Origin of the sequence: Microcystis sp. M169S2 (genome assembly GCF_020245865.1) — a bacterium.
Classification (GTDB): Bacteria; Cyanobacteriota; Cyanobacteriia; order Cyanobacteriales; family Microcystaceae; genus Microcystis; species Microcystis ichthyoblabe_A.
On sequence record NZ_JADBUB010000066.1, the window covers coordinates 17,332 to 38,319 of the forward strand.

The 20,988-nt window shown below is 40.5% G+C and carries 12 protein-coding genes; 6 read left to right on the forward strand and 6 right to left on the reverse strand.

Annotated features, from left to right (window positions below; all coding sequences use genetic code 11):
* Positions 1–401: 401 nt before the first annotated feature.
* The 3 genes from IM485_RS07010 to IM485_RS07020 form a co-directional block, all read right to left on the reverse strand.
* Entirely contained in the window at positions 402–1,382 is a 981-nt protein-coding gene (locus tag IM485_RS07010) for a DUF3616 domain-containing protein (protein ID WP_287742171.1), read from the reverse strand.
* A 647-nt stretch (positions 1,383–2,029) separates the two neighbouring features.
* Positions 2,030–2,359, reverse strand: a complete 330-nt coding sequence (locus IM485_RS07015) for a hypothetical protein (protein ID WP_104396320.1) — start codon at positions 2,357–2,359, stop codon at positions 2,030–2,032.
* The gene (locus IM485_RS07020) at positions 2,343–3,266 is read right to left on the reverse strand and encodes a hypothetical protein (RefSeq protein ID WP_238141954.1); all 924 of its coding nucleotides are present in this window, start codon (positions 3,264–3,266) and stop codon (positions 2,343–2,345) included. Before IM485_RS07020 ends, IM485_RS07015 begins: the two co-directional genes overlap by 17 nt.
* Positions 3,267–3,910: 644 nt before the next feature.
* On the opposite strand from IM485_RS07020, the gene IM485_RS07025 reads away from it, so the two are divergent.
* The 3 genes from IM485_RS07025 to IM485_RS07035 all read left to right on the forward strand — a co-directional run bounded on the left by IM485_RS07025 (position 3,911) and on the right by IM485_RS07035 (position 8,226).
* Positions 3,911–5,350, forward strand: a complete 1,440-nt coding sequence (locus IM485_RS07025) for a sensor histidine kinase (RefSeq protein ID WP_353846004.1) — start codon at positions 3,911–3,913, stop codon at positions 5,348–5,350.
* Positions 5,351–5,442: 92 nt separating this feature from the next.
* On the forward strand, positions 5,443–6,540 hold the full coding sequence (locus tag IM485_RS07030; protein WP_287742176.1) for a saccharopine dehydrogenase family protein: 1,098 nt from the start codon (positions 5,443–5,445) through the stop codon (positions 6,538–6,540).
* Positions 6,541–6,543: 3 nt separating this feature from the next.
* A complete protein-coding gene (locus IM485_RS07035; RefSeq protein WP_287742178.1) occupies positions 6,544–8,226 on the forward strand; it encodes a mechanosensitive ion channel family protein in 1,683 nt (560 codons plus the stop codon).
* Here IM485_RS07035 and IM485_RS07040 read toward each other — a convergent pair.
* The 3 genes from IM485_RS07040 to IM485_RS07050 all read right to left on the reverse strand — a co-directional run bounded on the left by IM485_RS07040 (position 8,153) and on the right by IM485_RS07050 (position 15,715).
* The gene (locus IM485_RS07040) at positions 8,153–8,656 is read right to left on the reverse strand and encodes a hydrogenase maturation protease (protein ID WP_104396325.1); all 504 of its coding nucleotides are present in this window, start codon (positions 8,654–8,656) and stop codon (positions 8,153–8,155) included. The genes IM485_RS07035 and IM485_RS07040 overlap by 74 nt on opposite strands.
* Positions 8,657–9,003: 347 nt before the next feature.
* The gene (locus tag IM485_RS07045) at positions 9,004–9,495 is read right to left on the reverse strand and encodes a GNAT family N-acetyltransferase (RefSeq protein ID WP_104396326.1); all 492 of its coding nucleotides are present in this window, start codon (positions 9,493–9,495) and stop codon (positions 9,004–9,006) included.
* 82 nt (positions 9,496–9,577) lie between these two features.
* Complete coding sequence (locus IM485_RS07050; RefSeq protein ID WP_287742181.1) at positions 9,578–15,715, reverse strand: translocation/assembly module TamB domain-containing protein; 6,138 nt, start codon at positions 15,713–15,715, stop codon at positions 9,578–9,580.
* Positions 15,716–16,175: 460 nt separating this feature from the next.
* Here IM485_RS07050 and IM485_RS07055 point away from each other — a divergent pair, with 460 nt between their 5' ends.
* The 3 genes from IM485_RS07055 to opcA all read left to right on the forward strand — a co-directional run bounded on the left by IM485_RS07055 (position 16,176) and on the right by opcA (position 20,869).
* Positions 16,176–17,378: a DUF3747 domain-containing protein gene (locus IM485_RS07055; RefSeq protein WP_287742183.1), complete on the forward strand. Its 1,203-nt coding sequence runs from the start codon at positions 16,176–16,178 to the stop codon at positions 17,376–17,378.
* Positions 17,379–17,731: 353 nt separating this feature from the next.
* Positions 17,732–19,261, forward strand: a complete 1,530-nt coding sequence (gene zwf, locus IM485_RS07060; RefSeq protein ID WP_036402568.1) for a glucose-6-phosphate dehydrogenase — start codon at positions 17,732–17,734, stop codon at positions 19,259–19,261.
* 252 nt (positions 19,262–19,513) lie between these two features.
* Entirely contained in the window at positions 19,514–20,869 is a 1,356-nt protein-coding gene (gene opcA, locus IM485_RS07065; protein WP_287742186.1) for a glucose-6-phosphate dehydrogenase assembly protein OpcA, read from the forward strand.
* The last annotated feature ends 119 nt before the right edge of the window (positions 20,870–20,988 follow it).

The following is a 20,988-nucleotide window of genomic DNA, read 5'->3' on the forward strand; positions in this document are numbered from 1 at the left end:
AATGAGTACAAAAGAACTTAAATGAGGGCAATACTTAGCCTCTAGAAAAATTGTAGCGATTATGGGAGGATTCTCCACACTTTTTTGTCCCTTTGCGAACCCAGAAGTCCTCTGGATAAGAGAAAAAGGTTAATAGAGCTTCTAGGACAAAAAACCATTGAGAAGACGTGATCAACGGTTTTTTTGAGCTTAAAGCTTATCTTTATATGGGTTGAAAGCTATTTTTGTTCTAGGTTTTGTTGAGGTTCCACTAAGAGGAATGTCTAATTATATCAATTCTCCAAAATCCGGCTACAAGAGTTCGATCCCCCTGCCTTCGTCTCCCTTAAAATGGGAAAAAGGGGAAATGGGAACTTAAATTCGATAATTCGATCTGTAGTTTTTATGGGTGAGAATTGGTATTAATTAACTTTTACCCAAATACTACGGAAATATTTTTCGGGATTATTTTTATCGGTAATATCTTTACAGGGAATATTACCAACCCGCTCGATTGTACCATCATCGCTTAAAATCTGAAAGCGATCTTGGAAATGGGGATAAAACAACAAAGCTTCTGGACGAAAACCGTCAGGGAATTGCAGTGATTCTATCTTTTCTGGTGCATCTTCTTTTTTTCCTGACCAAGTATAGAAAACAAATTGATCGCCTCCATGAAATTCTCCAGCAATAATTAAATATACTTCTAAAGCTGGCCAAAATTCAATGCTACGAATTCCTAATCCTCCCAAATCTAACAAGATAGGATCACCAAATTCAGCCCGAGCATTGGTGGAATTAATAACTAAACCTTGAGGATTTTTTAGAGTTAATAAAAGAGCTTTATCGTTTGATATAGGATTACGAAAACCGATTAAGATATTTCCGTCTGGAGTTGCCGTTAAACCTTCAATATTTAATCCACCTTTAGCTTTGGGAGCTTTGGTTTCTGCTGTTTTGAAATCAAATATTTTAGCCAATTGAGAGTCTTCGATAATATCGCGCAAGACTAACTGAGTATAAGACTCACCCACTTGAACTATACTAGAGCCGTCATCGGTAATTTTACTAGCAAAAAATTGATGGCGAGGGAGTTTTCGTTCAGCATTTTTATTGCGGCCATGAGAAGTAATCCAATAGATTATGTCATTTAGTACAGTTACCCCCTCCAAGTCGATTTCTTTATTTTTAGGATAGTTTTTAAGCCAACTATTAATGTCAATTGTTTCCAGTGCTTTTCCCGACTCTTGAGAGGAATAAATCCAGAGAATATTACCTAATTCTGGATCCGCCTCATCATTACCAACAACAAATTTATTTTCTCCTAAAGCAGTGGCTGCAGAAGCATCACAAATTCCTTGATGTTTGATTTCTTGGATAATAGAAAAGTTGAGAGGTTGCATGATTGTATTCTCCTTGTTAATGAGAAAAGTGAGGAAAATTATAGGCAATAAAAGACAAAAAGACAAGAAATCACTAGGAATAATCTGAGAAAGGACTGGTTTAAATAACTAATTTCTCCTAATTTCAAAAGTTTGTCGAGTGTCATAATTAGAGTACCAAGACTTTCTAAGATTATATCAAATAACAACTGTTTTCGCTATCTTTTTTGAATGTACTATTGCACTCTATGTCTTTATATATAGCGGTTCTCCCATCTGTGCGGCACACTTAAACCTTTGCTGATTAAGCTGTTCAGGATCGGGAATGTACCTCTTGTGAATTAGAAACGCTATACATAGACTTGAGCTACTTTTTTCTTGGATCGTTTTCATTAGATTTAATTTATTGCTTGTTGAGATGAGGTACTCTTGCACTCTTGCAGCAGTAAAGGGATTGGAGGAGATTCAGCTAATCTAAGCATAGGTGGTTAAAATGCGTCTTAGCTTATCCATGTCTTGATTCAGCAACGCCAAGTAGGCAATGACTGGTAGAAAAGTTTACAAGCATCCCTTGTAAACTTGCTTTAAAAAGGATAAGTTACCCTAGTATAATGGATAACTTATAGTTAATTTTAATATTGAACTATTACAAAAAGCAGTGACATAAACTAAAGTTTAATAATTCTGCCAAGGATTTCGATTGTTCTACCCAAAAGGTTTAGAAAACCAACCGTATCATCAAGTTTTTTTATTTCTTTATTGATAGCATCTATTCCTTCATTTAGTTCAATTTCATTAGCTTTTAGTTCATTAACTAAAATATTAGCAATATCGATACGAGTTTTATTGACAAGTCCTCTCCACTCTGTACGAAACTGCTTAAATTGCCTTTTTTGGTCATCATTAGGAAACTTACCCAGAATACCAGGAATGGTCAATTGATTTTGAATTGCACTAATTTCATCGAGAAATTTTTGTCTATCAGTATTTGTGGTCATTGTCTTTTAATCCTGTGGTCGTCTTGTTTTGGTTGATTGAGCTTTTTAAATCTTCCGATACGTTGATGAGAGATTCGATCTCAGATAATAAAGCATTGGCACGTCCGATGGTAAATCTATCTTCCAAGAGCAATTTAAAAGACTCCTTAAAAGATTCTGTTGCTTTAGTTGCGTCATCTAACCCTTGAACTGAAAGAGTCATCGTTCTAATTTGTCTGCGTCTAATTATCCAATCATCGGGTTTTTCAATTGGTTGTTCAGCAGCAAATGCGGGTAAAACAGAACGCTCATCTTTCAGGTTTTGAATATCCTTTAAATCAGTTTTAATCTGACTAGTAAGCAGTTTCAGTAAAGCCTCCTGTATAGCAATTTCTCGATAAATTGCTTCCTTCCTTGCCTCTAGTTCTTTCCTTAGTTCACCCTTGATTTTTTGACTGAGGATAATCTCAGGAATTGAAGGTACAGGAATCGAACCAACTCTAGGGTTAGCCTGAATACTGTTACTGATACTATTTAACTGTTTAAAAATATTATCAGTCGCTTTTCTCGCTTCTTGAGGAGCATTAGAAGTGGCTAAATCTTCTAAGGCAAAAAAGTATTCTTTTAATAGACGGTTGTGTTGACGCATTTCGGCAATTAAAGTGAGCCACTCATCATCTTCTTTGGTAGTCTCAGCATAGTTACTACTGTCTCTATCTTGATCCTGTAAATCATTAGCAATCAAATTTTCTGAATTAGCATCCACAAAATAATTACCAGAAATAACTAACAGGCTATCAAGAGCGGTGGCGTATTCCTGACCAGATTTGGCAAACTTCTGATATTCTTCAAGGGAAACTCCACAGGCAACTAAAATAGTTCCTATTATGGTTATAATTGATGTTCTGATCACTGCGCTAGTTTTCAATGAAGAGCCTCCTTAATGAATTAAAAGAATAATCTTGATCTTGTATTTGCTGCTAAGGATAAACAGGATTACGCCTATACCAATCAACGTAGGTTAAACTTTTTGGAGAAATATTTTGCATAAATTTTTCCAAGTTTTGACGCTCATTTATGTTAGTCCCTCCAAGACCCGATGATTCCTCCCATTGACCTAACGTCAAGGACAAAGGGTTTGGGAGCAAAGATCGGTTAGTTAGGGAAATCATTTGGGAACACTTTAACTCATTTAATGATAACTATAGATAGGCAAAAAATACTTAAATGTAACAAAAAAATACATAAGTGGGGAGGTGTAATTAAATATCAGACTTATCGAGGTTGAATTGAGCCACGAACCCCACAACTGGCATAGGTGATCAACTGGACTAACCTATATTACAAATCATTAAGCCGATTGACAGCCTTTCTGCTCAAGATCAAGTCTAACCTAATTTGCTATCGACTACCGACTCCCCAAAAGCAAAACTTTGTACCTCACCATTAAGATAACTGTTATCAAAACGCGGATATCACTGCCAATAGAGTTCGGTTTTACCGTTATGGGATGAGCATTAACGGGGGTACTATTCTAGGTAAGGAATTTGTATCTAGTCAGTGATGAAGACGATGTTAAAGGGGTCTTTACCGAAATTAAGCGATATTTTCCCGCCAACTGACCATCAGGACCGGGAAACCTTCACCCCCAATGCTTTTTATCCTAATTTATCAGAATGGCTCAAGCGCTCGCAACTGAAAGCGGAAAGTGAGTGGTTCGCAGCGATCGCATCTTTAGAAAATATCTTATTACAAAACCCAAATAATGCCGCCAGTCGGGGTTTAATTCTCTCCGGTCCGACGGCTTTAGTCAGAGAAAGCAAGGCTTTAACGGGTTTTGAATTTGGTGTTTTCACCGTTAAAGCTTTAAAACATTTACAATGGCTGGGTTTGCAATTGCCTTCTCAGGAAAAATCCGCCGCCGATATTTCCCCAACAGAGATCCATGAATTACCCCTCTTGCCAACGGATCCGATTGCTAATGAAAGATTTTGTCTGGTTTTTAGCGAAAGTTTCTCTCTTTTGCTGGTTTTAGGCGAGGATCAGTGGGGTTTGTCCTCTTTTCAATTTTCCTTTGATCCCGTCCTCACTCAGCAAGCTTGGCAGCAGTTGCGGCAACGATTAGTTAATCTGCGTTATCCGCAAATCGAGACTTTAGAGGCAATTATCGAGGCTAATGGCAGTCCCTCGCCGGATTATCGTCTAGTTAGCCAATTTAGCCGCCAATTACTGCAAAATTTACCCAACCAGCCTAATTTAGACCTGAAAAAAACGAAATCGCCTATCAATGCCGAAATCACTCCGCCAAAGGAAGATAATTCTAATTTAGAATCGGGTTGTGATTTGGAATTATTGCGAGCTTTAACCCACGAAATTCGCACCCCTTTAACCACCATTCGCACCATTACCCGATTATTATTAAAACGGGCTAAAGTAACGGAAGATGTGGGAAAATATTTAGAAACGATCGATTTAGAATGTAGTGAACAAATTCAGCGCATGGAATTAATTTTCCGAGCCGCAGAATTGGGGATTAATCCTCTGGGGGATAAACCAATTCAATTAATTCCAATTGCTCTAGAAAAAGTCTTTCAAGATAGTATTCCTCGGTGGCAAAAACAGGCTAAACGGCGCAATGTCAATTTAGAAGTTAATGTACCGAAAAAATTGCCTTCGGTAATTACTGACCCGAATTTATTGGATCAAATGTTAAATGGAGTCGTGGAAAAATGTACTCGCAGTATGGCTAGTGGTGGCCTGTTGCAAGTACATATATCAACGGCAGGAAATCAATTAAAAATGCAGTTCCAAACTCAGGTAAAATCGCCTAATCTTACTCTCAAAGCTTTAGGAAAAGTCTTAATGTTTCAACCAGAAACGGGTAGTTTAAGCCTGAATATGAAGGTGACTAAAAACCTTTTTCAAGCTTTGGGAGGTAAATTGATTGTGCGTGAAAAACCCGAAGAAGGTGAGATTTTAACCATTTTCTTGCCCCTCGGACGCATTAAATAAGTTGGGATTATTCTAAAATTTTCATCTTGGAAAATAGGCAAAATTGCCAAGAGGATGCTATACTAGAGCAACAAATATTATTGATAGTTGCTATGGAAAAAACTGTTTTAATTTTAGGTGGCACCGGTCGCATTGGTCAAAGTGTAGCCCTAGATATTATTAATCATACTTCAGCTAAAATTATTATCACAGGACGCAAGGAAAAAGCCATTAAATTACTGCCAAGAATGCAGTTTTTGGCTTTAGATTTAGAAGAAATAGACAAGCTTAGACAGGCAATTAAAAATAGTGATTTAGTTATTCATTGTGCCGGTCCCTTTCATTATCGCGATGGCAGGGTAGTAAAAATTTGCATCGAAGAAAAAGTCAATTATATTGATGTTAGTGATCATCGTTCTTTTTATCAAAAGTTAATCCCCTATCGAGAATTAGCGATAAAAGCGGGAATAACTGCCGTGGTTAATACGGGAATTTTCCCGGGTATTTCTAATAGTATAGTGCGGGAGGGAGTGGAACAGTTAGATAGGGTAGAAACGATCCGTTTAAATTATGCCGTAGCTGGTTCAGGAGGTGCGGGATTAACTGTGATGCGGACTACTTTTCTCGGCTTAAAAAAGCCTTTTTTAGCTTGGATTGAGGGACAATGGCAAGAGATTAAACCCTATACTGCTAGAGAAGTAATTGACTTTCCTGCTCCTTTGGGTAAAACTGGTGTTTATTGGTTTGATATGCCAGAAACCTATACTTTCGCCGAATCTTTTCAAGTGCAAAATGTGATCACAAAATTTGGTTCTATTCCCGATTTTTATAATCATTTAACTTGGATTACTGCCCATGTTTTTCCCGATGCTTGGGTAGAAAGTTCTCGGGGAATTGAGTTTTTTTCCCAAGTTAGTTATCGCATGACAGAAGTAACCGATAAATTTTCGGGAATTGGGGTAGCAATGTTAGCCAAAGTCGCCGGATGGCAAGGGCAGCAAAAAGCAGTTTATCAAGCGACTATGGTTCACGAGAACACTGCTCAAGCAGCGGGTTGGGGAACTGGCAGCGTGGCAGAATTAATCTTAGCGGCAAAACTCGAAAAAGCCGGGATTTATCCCGTGGAACAGGTGTTATCCACAGAACTATTCCATGCTACGATGAAAAAAAGAGGTATTAAACTCGATCGCTCCTGTACAATTGTGGCTTAGAAGATGAAAAAAATCTGGCGTTACCTAGGACTGTTTTGTTTAGTTTTGTTACTGACTTTATCCCCTATCTTCATGATAGCAGCCCAGAATAATCCTGCTAAACAAGGACAGGAAACACCCCTGGAAACTTTGGGAGAAGTTTTTCCCGTCATGCTTGATAATCAAGAACTTTTTACGATTCGGCAGGGAATAGGTTCTTTTTCAGCGCAAGAAAGAGCGAAATCGATTACAGACAGAATTGAAAAAATTGCCGATGACGATGCTCTTTCTCCTGAAGATTTAACTATAAAAATTGATCCTGAAGACAAAAACCCTTCGATTATTTTGGGAGATACGGTTATTGCTACTATTACTTCTAAAGATGCCAAATTACAGGCGGTCAGTCAAGAAGTATTGGCCGAACGAGCTTTAGCAAAGATTAAAGCGGCCATTGTCCGTTATCGTCAAGAACGTCAACCGGATAACCTCTTAAAAGATGCAGTTTTGACGGTAAGTGCTACCTTGGCCACGGTCTTAATTTTCTGGGTAATAATTTTTATATCTTCGCGGGTTTTTCCCCAGATTCAGAGGTTAATCACCTCCCTAGTTCCTGGGGTCGTATTCCAAAATTTTGAGATTATTAGTTCCCAGACAATAGGAATTTTTTCCCTAAGAGTTTTGCAATTTATCCGCACTCTAATTATTTTAACTATTCTCTATTTTTATTTAACTTTTGTCCTTCGTCTTTTTCCCTGGACTAGAAAATTTGGTGATGGTTTTCTGCAATACTTTTTTAGTGCTTTAGAAGTTGTTTCCCAAGAGATAGCAAAATATTTACCCAGTATTTTTATCATACTGATAATTGTTTTTATAACTCACTATCTGTTGAGAGCAATTAAACCATTTTTCACTGGATTGGAAAGAGAAAATTTAGTAATTAATGGTTTCTATCCCGATTGGGCAAAACCAACCTATAATTTACTGTCACTGCTGATAATTGCCTTAGCTATAGTCATCGCTTTTCCCTATCTACCCGGATTTAATTCTCCTGCTTTTCAGGGGGTGTCGGTATTTTTAGGGGTACTATTTTCCTTGGGTTCCACCTCGGCTATCGCTAACGTGGTGGGGGGAATTATCCTCATCTATACCCGCTCTTTTCAACTAGGAGATAAAATTTCTATTGGTGATGTTATTGGAGATGTGATTGAAAAAGGATTATTAGTCACCCGTATTCGCACACCGTCTAATAGAATTATCACGATTCCTAATTCATCGCTGTTAAACACTAATGTGATTAACTTTACTGTCTCTCAACGGGAATTCAAACAGCCTTTAATTTTGCAAACCACAGTCACTCTCGGTTATGATTTACCTTGGCGTAAGGTTCACGCAACCCTGAAAGAAGCAGCCTTAGCCACCCAATTTATTGTCTCAGAACCTGCTCCTTTTGTCTTGCAAACCAGTCTCGATGATTTTTATGTCAGCTATCAGCTAAATGCCTACACCGATCATCCTAGCAAAATGGTGTATATTTATTCTGAATTACATCAAAATATTCAGGATAAATGTAACGAAGTCGGTATCGAAATTATGTCTCCTCACTACAAGGCTCTCCGGGATGGCAATCACAGCACTATTCCTGAAAATTATCTGCCGGAAGATTATCAAAGTCCTGCTTTTGGTATTCAGTCAAATTCTCAGAAGTAATAATTTTTCTAATAGCTTTAATCCCATTTGTCAAGCACTTTTGAGTTATTGTTGATAATTCTTCACCAAATTCACAGTTAATAGCAGGAATAAATATTCCCCAGGCCCTGGGACTTTGTTGATAAATTGCTTGAGTTAATGCTAATAAAGAAGCAGGACTTTCTGCATGACCGAAATTATTCCATTCGGTAACTGCCGCTAATTTTTCTATCTGGATATCAGTTTGATTAGATAATACCGCATCAACAAAAATAACTAGAGAAGCATCAGCTATATCAGCCGCTAACTCAGGAGTCAATTGATGGGTAGCGATGACCTCTAGATTAGGCCAATTCTCCTCGGCGATAATTTCGGCTATTCTCATTCCCACTCCGTCATCATTTCTTAAAGTATTACCATAGCCGATGAGCAGTATTTTGAAATTATTCATGGTTATAGCAGTTATCTTAATGATGAGGTAAACAGTTCTCGTTTTGGGGAATCGGTGGTCGATATCAAATTAGATTACACTTCATCTTGATGAGAAACGCTGTAAAATAAGTATAGGATATCTGGGATGATCTCGATACACAGCTTGACCTAATCGATAAATTAACTGAGTCTGGTAAGAAAACTTAAGCCTTGATAGTAGTTTATTGATGAGGAAAAAATTATGCTAAGGAAGAGCCATAAATACTATCTCTTTTCTCTCACCTAGAAATCATCTCTAGGCGAACCAGAAAATACTGATATTCAATTAAGTCTAGAATTTAGTCTAGCTATGGAGAAATTGCCTATTTAAGCGACTTTTTTCCCTAAAATGATTACATCAGCCAGAAAATCGTCTAGTTCGGCAATTTGAGGTAAATAACCCCATCGTTGAAAGCCGAATTTTTCAAAGAGACGAATACTGGCCTGATTGTGGGCAAAAATAATACAGATAAGATTAGATATACCCAATTTCGGACAGCAATTCAGGGCATATTCTACTAATAATTTACCGATTCCACGACCTTGATAATCGGGGGAAATATATAAACTAACCTCTGCCGTTTTTTGGTAAGCGACACGACCATAAAACATCTGTAAACTTAGCCAACCCACCACCCGACCTTCGATCGCTATTACCCAGATGGGATACTGTTCAGGATCGTGCTTTTTAAACCATTCTCGCCGACTTTCGAGGGAAATAGGCTTTAAATCTGCGGTTGCCTTGCGAGTGGGAACAGCAGCATTATAAATCTCGATAATTGTTGGTAAATCTGTTTCTTTAGCCTCGCGAATAATCATAGAATATCAAGTAAGATGAAGTATAACCTAATTTTGCCTTGTCTCCTAACTTCTGAACTCTCCTATATCTCTCAATCTTACCTTAAAATTGGGTTTGATAGCGGACGGTAAACTCATTCAAATTATAATCGTAGGAGAAGCGGATAAAAGACTGGGAATTAACTCGATAGACGGTTTCCAAATTGGGAAGAATATTAAAATCCGTTGCTCCAATCGCATTACTAACCGCATTCTCTACATCATACACGACTCCTTGAGCTAAGAGGGGAATTGCCAACTGAACCACTCCAAACTGAATTAATTGTTCTGTATTTTTCCCCTGTAAACCATTAAAAACCGACAGCAATTGTTCCCCCAACAGTCGAACGATTTCCCCTTGGCTGCGGGGGGGAGTGCTAGTTAATTTAACTAGAGGAGTATTAAGCAATCCCTCATCTTCACCTCTAGCAAAAGCCAATGCTTGTAAACAATTAGCGACTTTTTGTAATTCTGCATTTGTATAGTTTTCCTCTAGGGGAAAAGGTGGACTATCGGGACGAATTTGGCACACTTCATTGATGTTACGACCTAAATTTGGTAGCAAGCGATTTAATTCACCTTCAACGCTGAGGGTGACATCGATCCTTTGAATGCGATTGAGGCTATCATCGGGAATTTCATTACTAGGAAAATCCCCCCCCGGACGGGAAATAGCAAAATCGCGAGATTGAGAAAATTCGCTGAGAATTGTTCGCAGTTGAATATCAACAAAGGGATTAAAAAGTCCCAACCCGCGACTAGAATCGAAAACAATAACATTTTGATTGCGTCGGTTAAGAAGAAAACGAGTATCGATGTAGCTAACTCGTCCTCGATCGAGATTAATTACTCCGTTGGTTTGTAATTTCTCTACTGGAGTGAGCGGACCGTTCAAGGTTAAAGCACCACTAAAATCAAATTGATACAAAGGTTCTTGTTCAATTGATAATCCTGCTAAAGACACTTGAAAATTATTTAAAACTGGAGTGATATTTGTCGTCTGAGGAATGTTGAGAGGCTGCAGCCAGCGACTCACTGGTTTATCTGTTTCTTGATTAATTTCTGCTGTGCGGGGAAGAAAAACTTTACCCCTAGAAAGACGCACATTACCCCCGATAATTGGTTGCTGAATTGTTCCCGTTATCATAGCATTCCCAGCAATTAATCCTCGATAAAGGCCATTAATTGCTATATCTCCCTCTTGAATATTAATTGTTAAGGGATTAGGATTATTTTTGAAGGCTTGAAAGAAAGGTAAAACTCCCACCACAGAAATTTGTCTGTCAGCGATCAAGCCTTGTAATTCCTCTACTGTTAAGTTTTCAGGGGTTAACCCAATGCGGCCATTTACGGTTAAAATCTCTGGAAAAGCAACACTGCGGATAGCGGCATTATCGAGAGTAACTATACCATTTGCTTCTAAATCTTTGATTTTTAAACCCTCTTTTATATCTAATCTTCCCGTCGCTGAAAGAAGTACCTCTCCCTCACCGTTAACCCATTCAATGGTGTTTTGACTGATAGCTTCAATTAATTTGAGTGCATCGGTTCCCAATTTTGCTTGGATTTTTAATTGATCATTACCCGGTAGGGGAGGATAGGGAATGCTGGCATAAAGTTGTATTGATTCCGAGGAGGTTGTCCGCAAATCAAAACGATACTGATTATAGGTAAATAAACCAATTATATCCTGATTAATATTTTGGGCATTAATTGCACCGTCAATAAAGGCAAAGTTACCCTGAATACGAGGATTTAATAAAGTTCCTGTAATTTGTCCTTGAGTTTTTAGACTACCGGATACATCCAAGGGAAACTGGACGAAATTTCTCAAGAGATCGAGAGAAAGATTTTCCACAGCAAAAGTTCCCTCTACTTTTTTTAAGGAAAAATCACCCGCTAAAAATACGGAAGAATCTCGTGATTTTAATCTAATCGGTTCTATCCTGAGCAACTGACGATTTAAGTTAAGATTAATTGTTACTTCATCAATCGGAATTAATTGGGTATCGGTGGTGACAATTCCCAGAGGTTTAACAATATTTACCGTCGGTTTTTGGGGTCGCCATTCCCATCGATTGCCCTGAAATTGTACGCTAAGATCGGGATTTTGTAAAGTCCCAATTAAGGCTATATTTGCTTGATAACGACCGCGAAAATCTAGTTCAGAAGGTATCCCGACTACCCCTCTTTTACCTGCTAATTGCTGGATTATTTCTTCAATTTTTGCCCGCAAATTTACCTGTTGTGCTAGGGACGCTTCGGGATTACCTACTCCTAGTGTACTAAGTTGAATAGTCTGGTTATTCTCGGAGGATAAAAGGTTGATTAAACTGGTTAAATCATAGATACTAGCAACTGATAATAAATCTTGAATATAACCTTGATCTACCCTGAGTTTAGCTTCTATTGCTTGGGTTTGCCAATTAAATAAACCTTGCAGATTATATTGACTTGCACCCGCTTGTAAACTCCCCGCTTGCAGTTGAACTATGGAATCCCGATAAACCAAATTTGCCGTTAATTTTTCCCCGATTAAGTTACCTAGACTAGGTTGATTAATCTCTAGTTGTCCCTGTCCCTGTAAGTTAAATAAATTGATGTCTAGATTAGCATTCATCTGTCCAGCAATAATCCCTGGAATATTATAGGCTGCCGTTGGAGATATTTTCAGGATTTCTAGGGGAAAATTGGCAATCTGAACATTTAAATTTTCTCCGCTTCGTTTAGCTGTTGCTAGAAAAGGAGTCTTATTTCCAAAAGCTTGGCGAATATTTATCGCTAAGGGAAGATAGGGCAGCAGACAATTCTTTTGTTGACAAGGATCGAAAGTTAGGTCAATAATGTCCTGATTTCCCCGCAGATTTAAACTAATATTTTGACCGATTCCTGCTTGCATACTTCCTTTTAAGACAGGTTCAAAGAGTCGCTCATTAATGCTAAAGTTAGCTAAATTTATATCTCCTTTGATTTGTACATTTCCGACTTTTTGCCAAGCAGTTAAGAGATTTTTTCCTGTGATTTGTCCTTGAAATTCTCCGATCCCTGTTAGTGTTGATTCTTTGGGTTTTAGGTTAGAATCAATCGGTAAAAGCGATATAATCTGAGTTAGCGGTACAGCAGCAAGGTCGGTTTTTGCCTGTAGATTTAAGTTAACCTCAGCGATATCGGGTTGACTGATAAGATTAGTTAAAAGAATATTTCCTCGCACATTAAAGCTATTTTCTCCCCACTGTGCCGAGAGATTATTAACCTGAATTGGTGTTACTCCCTGCCAAATTTCTTTAATATTTCCCGCTAAATTGGCACTAAAATCTAGGTTAGGAATCGAGATTGATTTTACTCCCCCCAATTGCCTTAGTAGGGCAGCGGGATCAAGATTAGCGGCAATAATATCACTTTGCCAGAAATTATTATTCAGTTGTGCCTTAGCTTTAATCTCTCCTTTAGCCACATTAATACGAGAGTTAAAAACTGCTTTAATACTGCTTAAGTTCAGTCGTTTTTCTAGCAGAGAGTCGAAAATAGTTTGGGCATTTCCTGTTGCTTGAAACTTGGTTTGTTCAATATTCAAAGGTATGGGAATATTAGTCTGAAAACGCTCTAAACTACCGAGAATATTAAAAATACCTTTGTTTAACTGAATATCAGTATTGATCGAATTATTATCTACTAACAAGCGAGTATTTACCCTAGCATTGACGGTGGACAGATTTGTTATTTTTCCCGCTAGTAAATTATTGATTGCACTGGTGAAATTGACTTGGGTTTTCCCTAGACTAACAGGAATATTTATCTTGGGTAAAAACGGATTTAAGTTAATGCCAGCCGTATTAACTATACCACTTAAAATCCCTTGTTCTAGTTGTGCTGTCGTTCTTAGAGATTGACTATTGACAAATAACTGTATATCTCCTTGTCCGCGCCAAGTTTTTAAATCCGTTAAAGTACCGCTAATCAGAGAATTTATTCTACCAGCAAAGCTGATTTTTGCCCTGCCTAAACTGACGGGAACTGTTAAATTTTCCACCAGAGGATTAAGACTAATCCCACTGGTATTAACTGTTCCTGTCAGGAAACCTTGATTCAGTTTGGCTGTGGCAATTAAAGGATTATTATCTACTAATAACTCCATATTCCCTTGACCTTGCCAACTGCTGAAAATATTATTTTTATTATTCAGTAATTCCCCTAAATAACCCTGTAAATTAATTTGCGATCGCGTTAATTTAACCTGGGTTGGTAAGTTAGGCAATAGGGAATTAATCGGCAATCCCGCTAAGAAAGCGTTAGCCTGAAGATTTCCTTGCAATACTTGACTATTGACTAAAATTGTGCCTTGTTTACCGCTAATTTTTAAGTTAGCAATTCCGTTTAAAGTATTAACATTGAGTTGATCAATTTTGCCACTGACTTGAATATTAGCTGTCTCTAAATTTAAGGGTTCTAAGGTTTCTAGGTAGGGGCAAATGCTATCTAAATATTGACAAACAAGAGGCACAAAAGGAGTCAATAAAAAGTTATTACCCGTGATTTTTGCCTGGACTAATTTGCTAGTAAAATCACCATTACCATTAACCTGTAGTTTGCCGCCATTTGTTTTAATGACCGTATCGGTTAAATTTATTTTGTTGCCCCCTAAAAATACTTTACCCTCCCCGGCAACATTGATTAATTCTGACTGATTAACCGTGGGTATTTGCCAATTAATTAATAATTGTGGTAGTCCTAAACTACCCCTAGCTTTAATATTAGCTTGCAGATCGTTTATATTAATTTTAGCGGGAATTGTTGCCAGTTGAGATAAAATTTTTCTCGTGGGAAAATTTGCTTGTAAATTCAAATTAATCGGCATTTTTGTCCCGTCAAGAGTTTGATTTTTTTGCAGGGATTGCAGAATATTTAACTGCAATTTTCCTTCTCCTTTAATTTCTCCACCTGCGACGGGTTTAATTTGAATTTTATCTAAATTAAGACGATTGAGATTTGTTTGAAAATTACTGGTTATTGATTGAATGGGAATTTGCTCAAAAATAATCGGTTTGCTGCTGCTAACGGTTCCTTTAATTAGAGGTTGATCTAATTTTCCCGTCACTTGAAAAGTAGAGCGTGCTTCTCCCCGTAAATCTAGAGGTGATTGCAGATAAATAATTCTTAAAAGCTGTTGTAAATCCACCGATTCTAGAGTGACCTTGAGATGATAACCAGTTTGCCAATTTACTTCTCCCTTCACCTCAGTTTTAATCTTGCCAATACTTGCGCTCGCCTGTTCGACTAATACTTTATCTCCCTGTAAATTTAACTTAGTTGTTAGCTTAATTGGATACTGGAAAGGTTGGAATTTCCCCGCCAAATCTGTCACCTGAAAATTGCCATTTCCTTCGGTTTGATTTAGCTTTGCCCAACTGGGAATATTGAGAGCAATATTAGCATTTACTTGTCCTTGATTTAATTGGAAATTGCTCCGAGGAATTAAAGTTAATAGTTCATTTAAGTTCAAACGATCAATCTGAAGATTAGTTTGACTTTCGCCCGTTTTTAACGCCGTTTCTCCTGCAATTTTTACTTGACTTTTGAGGATTTCTGCGCTAAAATCGTAGGTGAGAGGCTGCCTTTGATTATCGATGAATCTTCCCTGACCATCGGCCTTAATTTCTATCGGTTTTTTCAGGGCATAGGGTTGGATAGTAATATCTCCCTTCTCCACCTGAAAACCCAGATTTAACCTGATAGGTGCCTCCCGATCTAAGTTACTAGCTATTTTTTCTAAATTATCGAGCCATTGACCATTTTTATCCTGATCGAGATAAATACTGGGATTAATTAACTTCACATCAACTGGCAGCGGCAGACCTAAAAGTAAGGGCAGCGGATTTAATCCTAATTCGATCGCATCAATGGATAAACTATCGGCAGAATTGGCCGTAGCTGGAATTTCCGATTTACCGATACGAATGCGATTAAAATAAAAGCCCTCTATTTTACCTACCCTGACGGGTCTATGCAGCATTTCACTGAAGATATTATCTAAAATTGGGGTGAGACGTTCATAAACTAAATAACGAGCAGTAAAATAGCCAAGGGAGGTAATTCCTAGTAGAGTAATTCCCCCAACAATTAAAGTAGAAGGCCGGCGTAAAAATCGACCGATACTCAGAAAAAGATTAGGACGAGGAGAAGGATCACCGGGGGAGTTACTCATAATTGTTTACCTCACACACACCAAAGAAAGGGCAACGGCTCACCAGAGCTAATGAACTATGATAATTCACTGCGGCACTGATAGCGATAAATCGATTAATTGCCATTTTTTAGGCAATTATTGGGCTTAAATCCTGTGAGGAAGTCAAGGGATGCGGCCAATTAAAAGCCTCTCTCCCCATCTTAGCCTAAGACTCGAATGGCTGGCTAAAATTTTCAACAATTCGCTAAAATCTCCCCAGTTTTAACAGCTAACCGAGCTAATATTGGTCAACCCAACAGTTCCATCAGAATATTGCTCAGATCAATAGGTTCGGAAATTGAAGATTGAGAGAAAAGTTGTGCAGACAGACAACAATCCGGCGCAGTCTGGAACAACAACCGGAAGTATTCAGTCTTAGAATAGTGGGATTAGCACGTCTATTATTTTTACTGCAAAAATCGTCTTATAGATAAAGATCATGAAAGCTAGATTATCGATCGCCCTAACCGCCCTAATGACCTTGGGCATAACTGCCACACCAGCGGCCAACTTTGACGAACAGGACATCGAGCAGACCCAGGTAGTAGCGATCGCTCGTCCCTACGGAGGTAATAAATTTGACCTGCTAGTCTTGGAACAAATCCAGGGAAAACAGAAGTGTTGGAGCGAAAGCGGCTCAAATCCCGTCATGATCGACCCGCTGCTCCTCAACTTTGACTTTACCGGCATTTGTCGCCGCGCCACCGATAGTAATGGTTATTCTATCCGTCTCGATGGCCGGGATTTTGGGCTAGATTACATCTTGCGTATTGTGGAACGCAATGGCGAATTATACTTAGTGGGAACTCCCCGGGATGCTCGCAGACCGGAATTAGTGGTGGGAAGAACCCGAGGAATGCAAACGGGATTTATGAAAATTATCCTCGAACCGGGTTGGAGATTTAGCCGACGTACCTTTGAAGGCAAAAGTTTAGGCCACTTCTACTTTAGCGGCAAAGAAACGGAAGTTCTCGCAATCGCTGGCAGACCTCCTATCAACGAAACCACTCCTCCCCCCACTGCCCCCCCCACTTCCGGGGCCAGTTTCCGGGATATTAGCGGCGATATCTATAAAACTGAGATTGAAAAAGCGATCGCGCTTGGGGTAGTGGCTGGTTTTAAAGAAGATAACAGCTTCCGCCCCGAAAATCCCGTTACCAGGGAACAATTCATCTCGATGATTATTGAGGGGATGGGAACTGTCACCAAAATTAACCTAGAAGAGATTCCCCCCGGCAGCGGCAGTTTTAACGATGTGGACGCGACGCGTTGGAGTGCCAAAAAAATCCAATGGGCCCGGGCTAATGGTATTGTTGCCGGCAAAGCTAACGGCGAATTCCGTCCGGGCGACCCCATCACCCGGGCCGAATTGATGGCGATCCTCAAACAGGCCGCCACCTACCTGAAAACTCAGCAAAAACAAGCCCCCGATTTGGCCCAAACTAAAACCCCCGCCAATTTTTCCGATACTTCTGGTCATTGGGCCGCTGGTTTAATTACCCAGATGTCGGGATTTTGCGCTGTGGCCTCTCCCTTGAACGAACAGGGTAGTGCCTTTGTACCAAATGATCCCACCCGTCGTAACTACGCAGCAGCCGCCATCGTCCGTACCCTCGATTGTGTTAAAACCGCCAAAAAATAAGGGCTTCTCCTCAATCAGGGTTTGCGGCAAAAAGTTTTTCCTAGGGGTAGGTTGTGGGGTTTCACCCATTTTTGGGTGGTCAATTACCTAAAATTCAGGGAAAAAGTCCCCCAATTTTCCCCCCGACCACTCCCGGACCCAGAACTTTTTGATCTCAAAAAGGTCTAGGCACTCATGCAAAAGGAGGAATCAATAATCAGTCTTTAATAACCAGATTTAGTATGATCACTGATTACTGATTACTGATTACCGATCACTGATCACTGATTGTGGTTATTAATTTTTACTTTAGGTATGCCGTCGAGTATTCCCGCTAGACTGGAAAATAATGCACCTCGGCTAGACAAAATCCTATGGTAAAGCTGCTCGAAAATCCTCTCCGAGTGGGATTGCGACAAGAAAGAACCCCAGAACCCTTAATCTTAGTCATTTTTGGGGCATCGGGAGACTTAACCCAAAGAAAACTGGTTCCTGCTCTCTATCAACTGAAACGGGAAAGACGACTGCCGGCCGAATTAACCATCGTCGGTACAGCGCGCCGAGAGTGGAGTCATGATTATTTTCGCCAACAGATGCGCCAAGGCATCGAAGAATTTTCCGACGGGATTGGTAGTGAGGAATATTGGCAAGACTTCGCCCAAGGGTTGTACTATTTCCCCGGCAACATGGACGATCCGGAAAGTTACGCCAAAATGAAAGTCTTTCTGGAAGAATTAGACGGAATCCGGGGAACTCGCGGCAATCGAGTCTTTTATCTAGCCGTCTCTCCTAATTTCTTTCCCCCCGGTCTTAAAAACCTCGGCGCGGCCGGAATGCTGAAAGACCCAATTAAACACCGGTTAGTGATCGAAAAACCCTTTGGCAAAGACCTCAGTTCTGCCCAAGTTCTCAATCGAGTCGTACAAGAGGTTTGTCAGGAGAACCAGGTTTATCGCATTGACCACTATTTAGGCAAGGAAACCGTCCAAAACTTGCTGGTGTTCCGATTTGCTAACGCTATCTTTGAACCCCTCTGGAATCGTCAATTTATCGATCACGTCCAGATTACCGTGGCCGAAACCGTGGGAGTGGAGGAGCGGGCCGGATATTACGAAAAATCGGGAGCTTTGCGCGATATGGTGCAAAATCACCTGATGCAGTTATTCTGCTTGACGGCGATGGAAGCACCCAACGCTATTAACGCTGATAGTGTCCGTGGCGAAAAAGTCAAAGTCCTGCAAGCGACTCACCTGGCCGATATTAATAACCTAGAAAAATCCGCCATCCGCGGCCAGTATAAAGCCGGTTGGATGAAAGGAAAACCCATTCCGGGCTATCGGGAAGAACCGGGGGTTAATCCCGAATCGACCACCCCCACCTACGTGGCCATGAAATTAATGGTAGATAACTGGCGTTGGCAGGGGGTTCCCTTCTATCTGCGTACCGGTAAACGTCTGCCCAAAAAAGTTTCCGAGATTGCCATCCAATTCCGCCATGTACCGTTATTAATCTTCCAATCGGCGGCCCAACAAACTAATGCAAATGTACTGAGTATGCGAATCCAGCCTAACGAAGGTATTGCCCTCCGTTTTGAGGCGAAAATGCCGGGGTCGGAATTACGCACACGCACGGTAGAAATGGACTTTAGTTATGGTTCCTCCTTCGGTGTCACCAGCGCCGATGCCTATAATCGCCTACTTTTAGACGCTATGCTAGGAGATCAAACCCTATTTACCCGTTCTGACGAGGTAGAAGAAGCATGGCGCATCGTTACTCCTGCTCTTGCCGCTTGGGACGCTCCCGCCGATCCTGCCTCCGTACCCCAATACGAAGCGGGTACCTGGGAACCCACAGAAGCGGAATTTCTCCTTAACCGCGATGGCCGTCGTTGGCGACGACTCTAAAACAGTGAACAGTAATCAGTAAACAGTAAAGTAAAAACTCACATCTGATAACAAGGGCCGAATCTAAGACCTAATTGGTTAAGCTAAAAGCTTTGATGAGCTTAGTTTCTAACCTTATTTTTAGGTAGGAGAATTGTCAGATTCTGTCTTTTGCCTCTTGCCTGTTGCCTCTTGCCTTCAGAAGCTGATAACTGATAACTGATAACTGATAACTGATAACTGATAACTGATAACTGATAACTGATAACTGACATGACTACCCAAAGCCCCCCCATTGTCTCCCTGCAAGCACCGAAAGATGTTTCCATCGATGTGATCGAGCAGGAACTGCGCGATATCTGGCAATCCTATAATAATAATGAGGATGGTATGGCCGCCACCCGGGCCACCACCTTTAGCTTTATTGTCTATGAACCCGATGCGGTACAGGAATTGTTAACCCTTCTCGGCTATTACACCGGCCCGATTGATGGTATTGCCGGTCCGCGAACCCACGCCGCCATCAAAGTCGCCCAGAAAGACCTAGAACTAGAAGTAACTGGGCTTTCTAGCGATGAATTTGTCGCCCGGTTAAGGGCGGCCTGGGAAGCGGAAAAAAACGCCGAGGATGGGGCTAATCATCGTCAATACGCCGCCGATTTGGATGCGATTGGGGTCGCAGATGCGATCGCTGCTTCCAATCCCTGTCGCATTATTACCCTCTGTCCCACCGCCGAGGCCGATGAAGGGGTAAAAGCCTCTGTTTCTGCCTATTGTCCCGTTAACAAACGTAGTCAGAACACTTTAGTTTGCTGTGAATACGTCACTTTAAGCGGCACAGCGGAAGCCTTGGAACGAATTGGCGGCATTATTTCCGAGTTAACTATTCCCAGTTTGCCCAAATTTCTCTGGTGGAAAGCCAGTCCCGATGGCGAATATGGACTATTTAAACGTCTGGCCAGTCAATGTGATACGATTATCGTCGATTCCAGCACTTTTCGGGAACCAGAAACGGAACTGCTGCAGGTGGGGGATTTACTAGCCACAGATGTACCATTGGCTGACCTGAACTGGAGTCGTCTCGCTCCCTGGCAAGAACTAACCGCCGAGGCTTTTGATCCGCCGGAGCGCCGGGATGCTATTCTGGAAGTCGATCGCATCACTATTGATTACGAAAAGGGCAATCCTTGCCAAGCTTTTATGTTCCTCGGTTGGATGGCCAGCCGGTTACAATGGCGACCGGTGGGATATAGTCACCGGTCGGGAGATTACGCTATTCATCGGATTAGCTTCCTCGGTCAGGACCAGCGTTTAATTGAGGCGGAATTAGCCGGTGTTCCCGTGGCCGATTGGGGTGAAGTACAAGGAGATCTGATTAGTATTAAACTCACTTCTACTAATCTTCAGGCTGATTGTTGCACTGTAATTTGTTCGGGAACTACCGGCTGTATGCGGATGGAAGCTTCGGGAGGGGCCCAATCTTGCCGCGTTGAACAAGTGTCCCATCTGGAAGACCAAAAAACAGAAACTCTGCTAGGTAAACAGTTACAGCGTTGGGGCCAGGACGTGCTTTATCAAGAAAGCATGAAAGTCACTAGCTCTATCCTCAAATTATCCCAACCAGACTAGCAAATTAGCAACAATAATCCTACCCACTTTGGAGAGACCTTGTTAACAAGGTCTCTCGATATTTATACAGCAGTCAGCACCTGATTAAAACCGATAATTATAAGTAGGTAGGCGTTAAA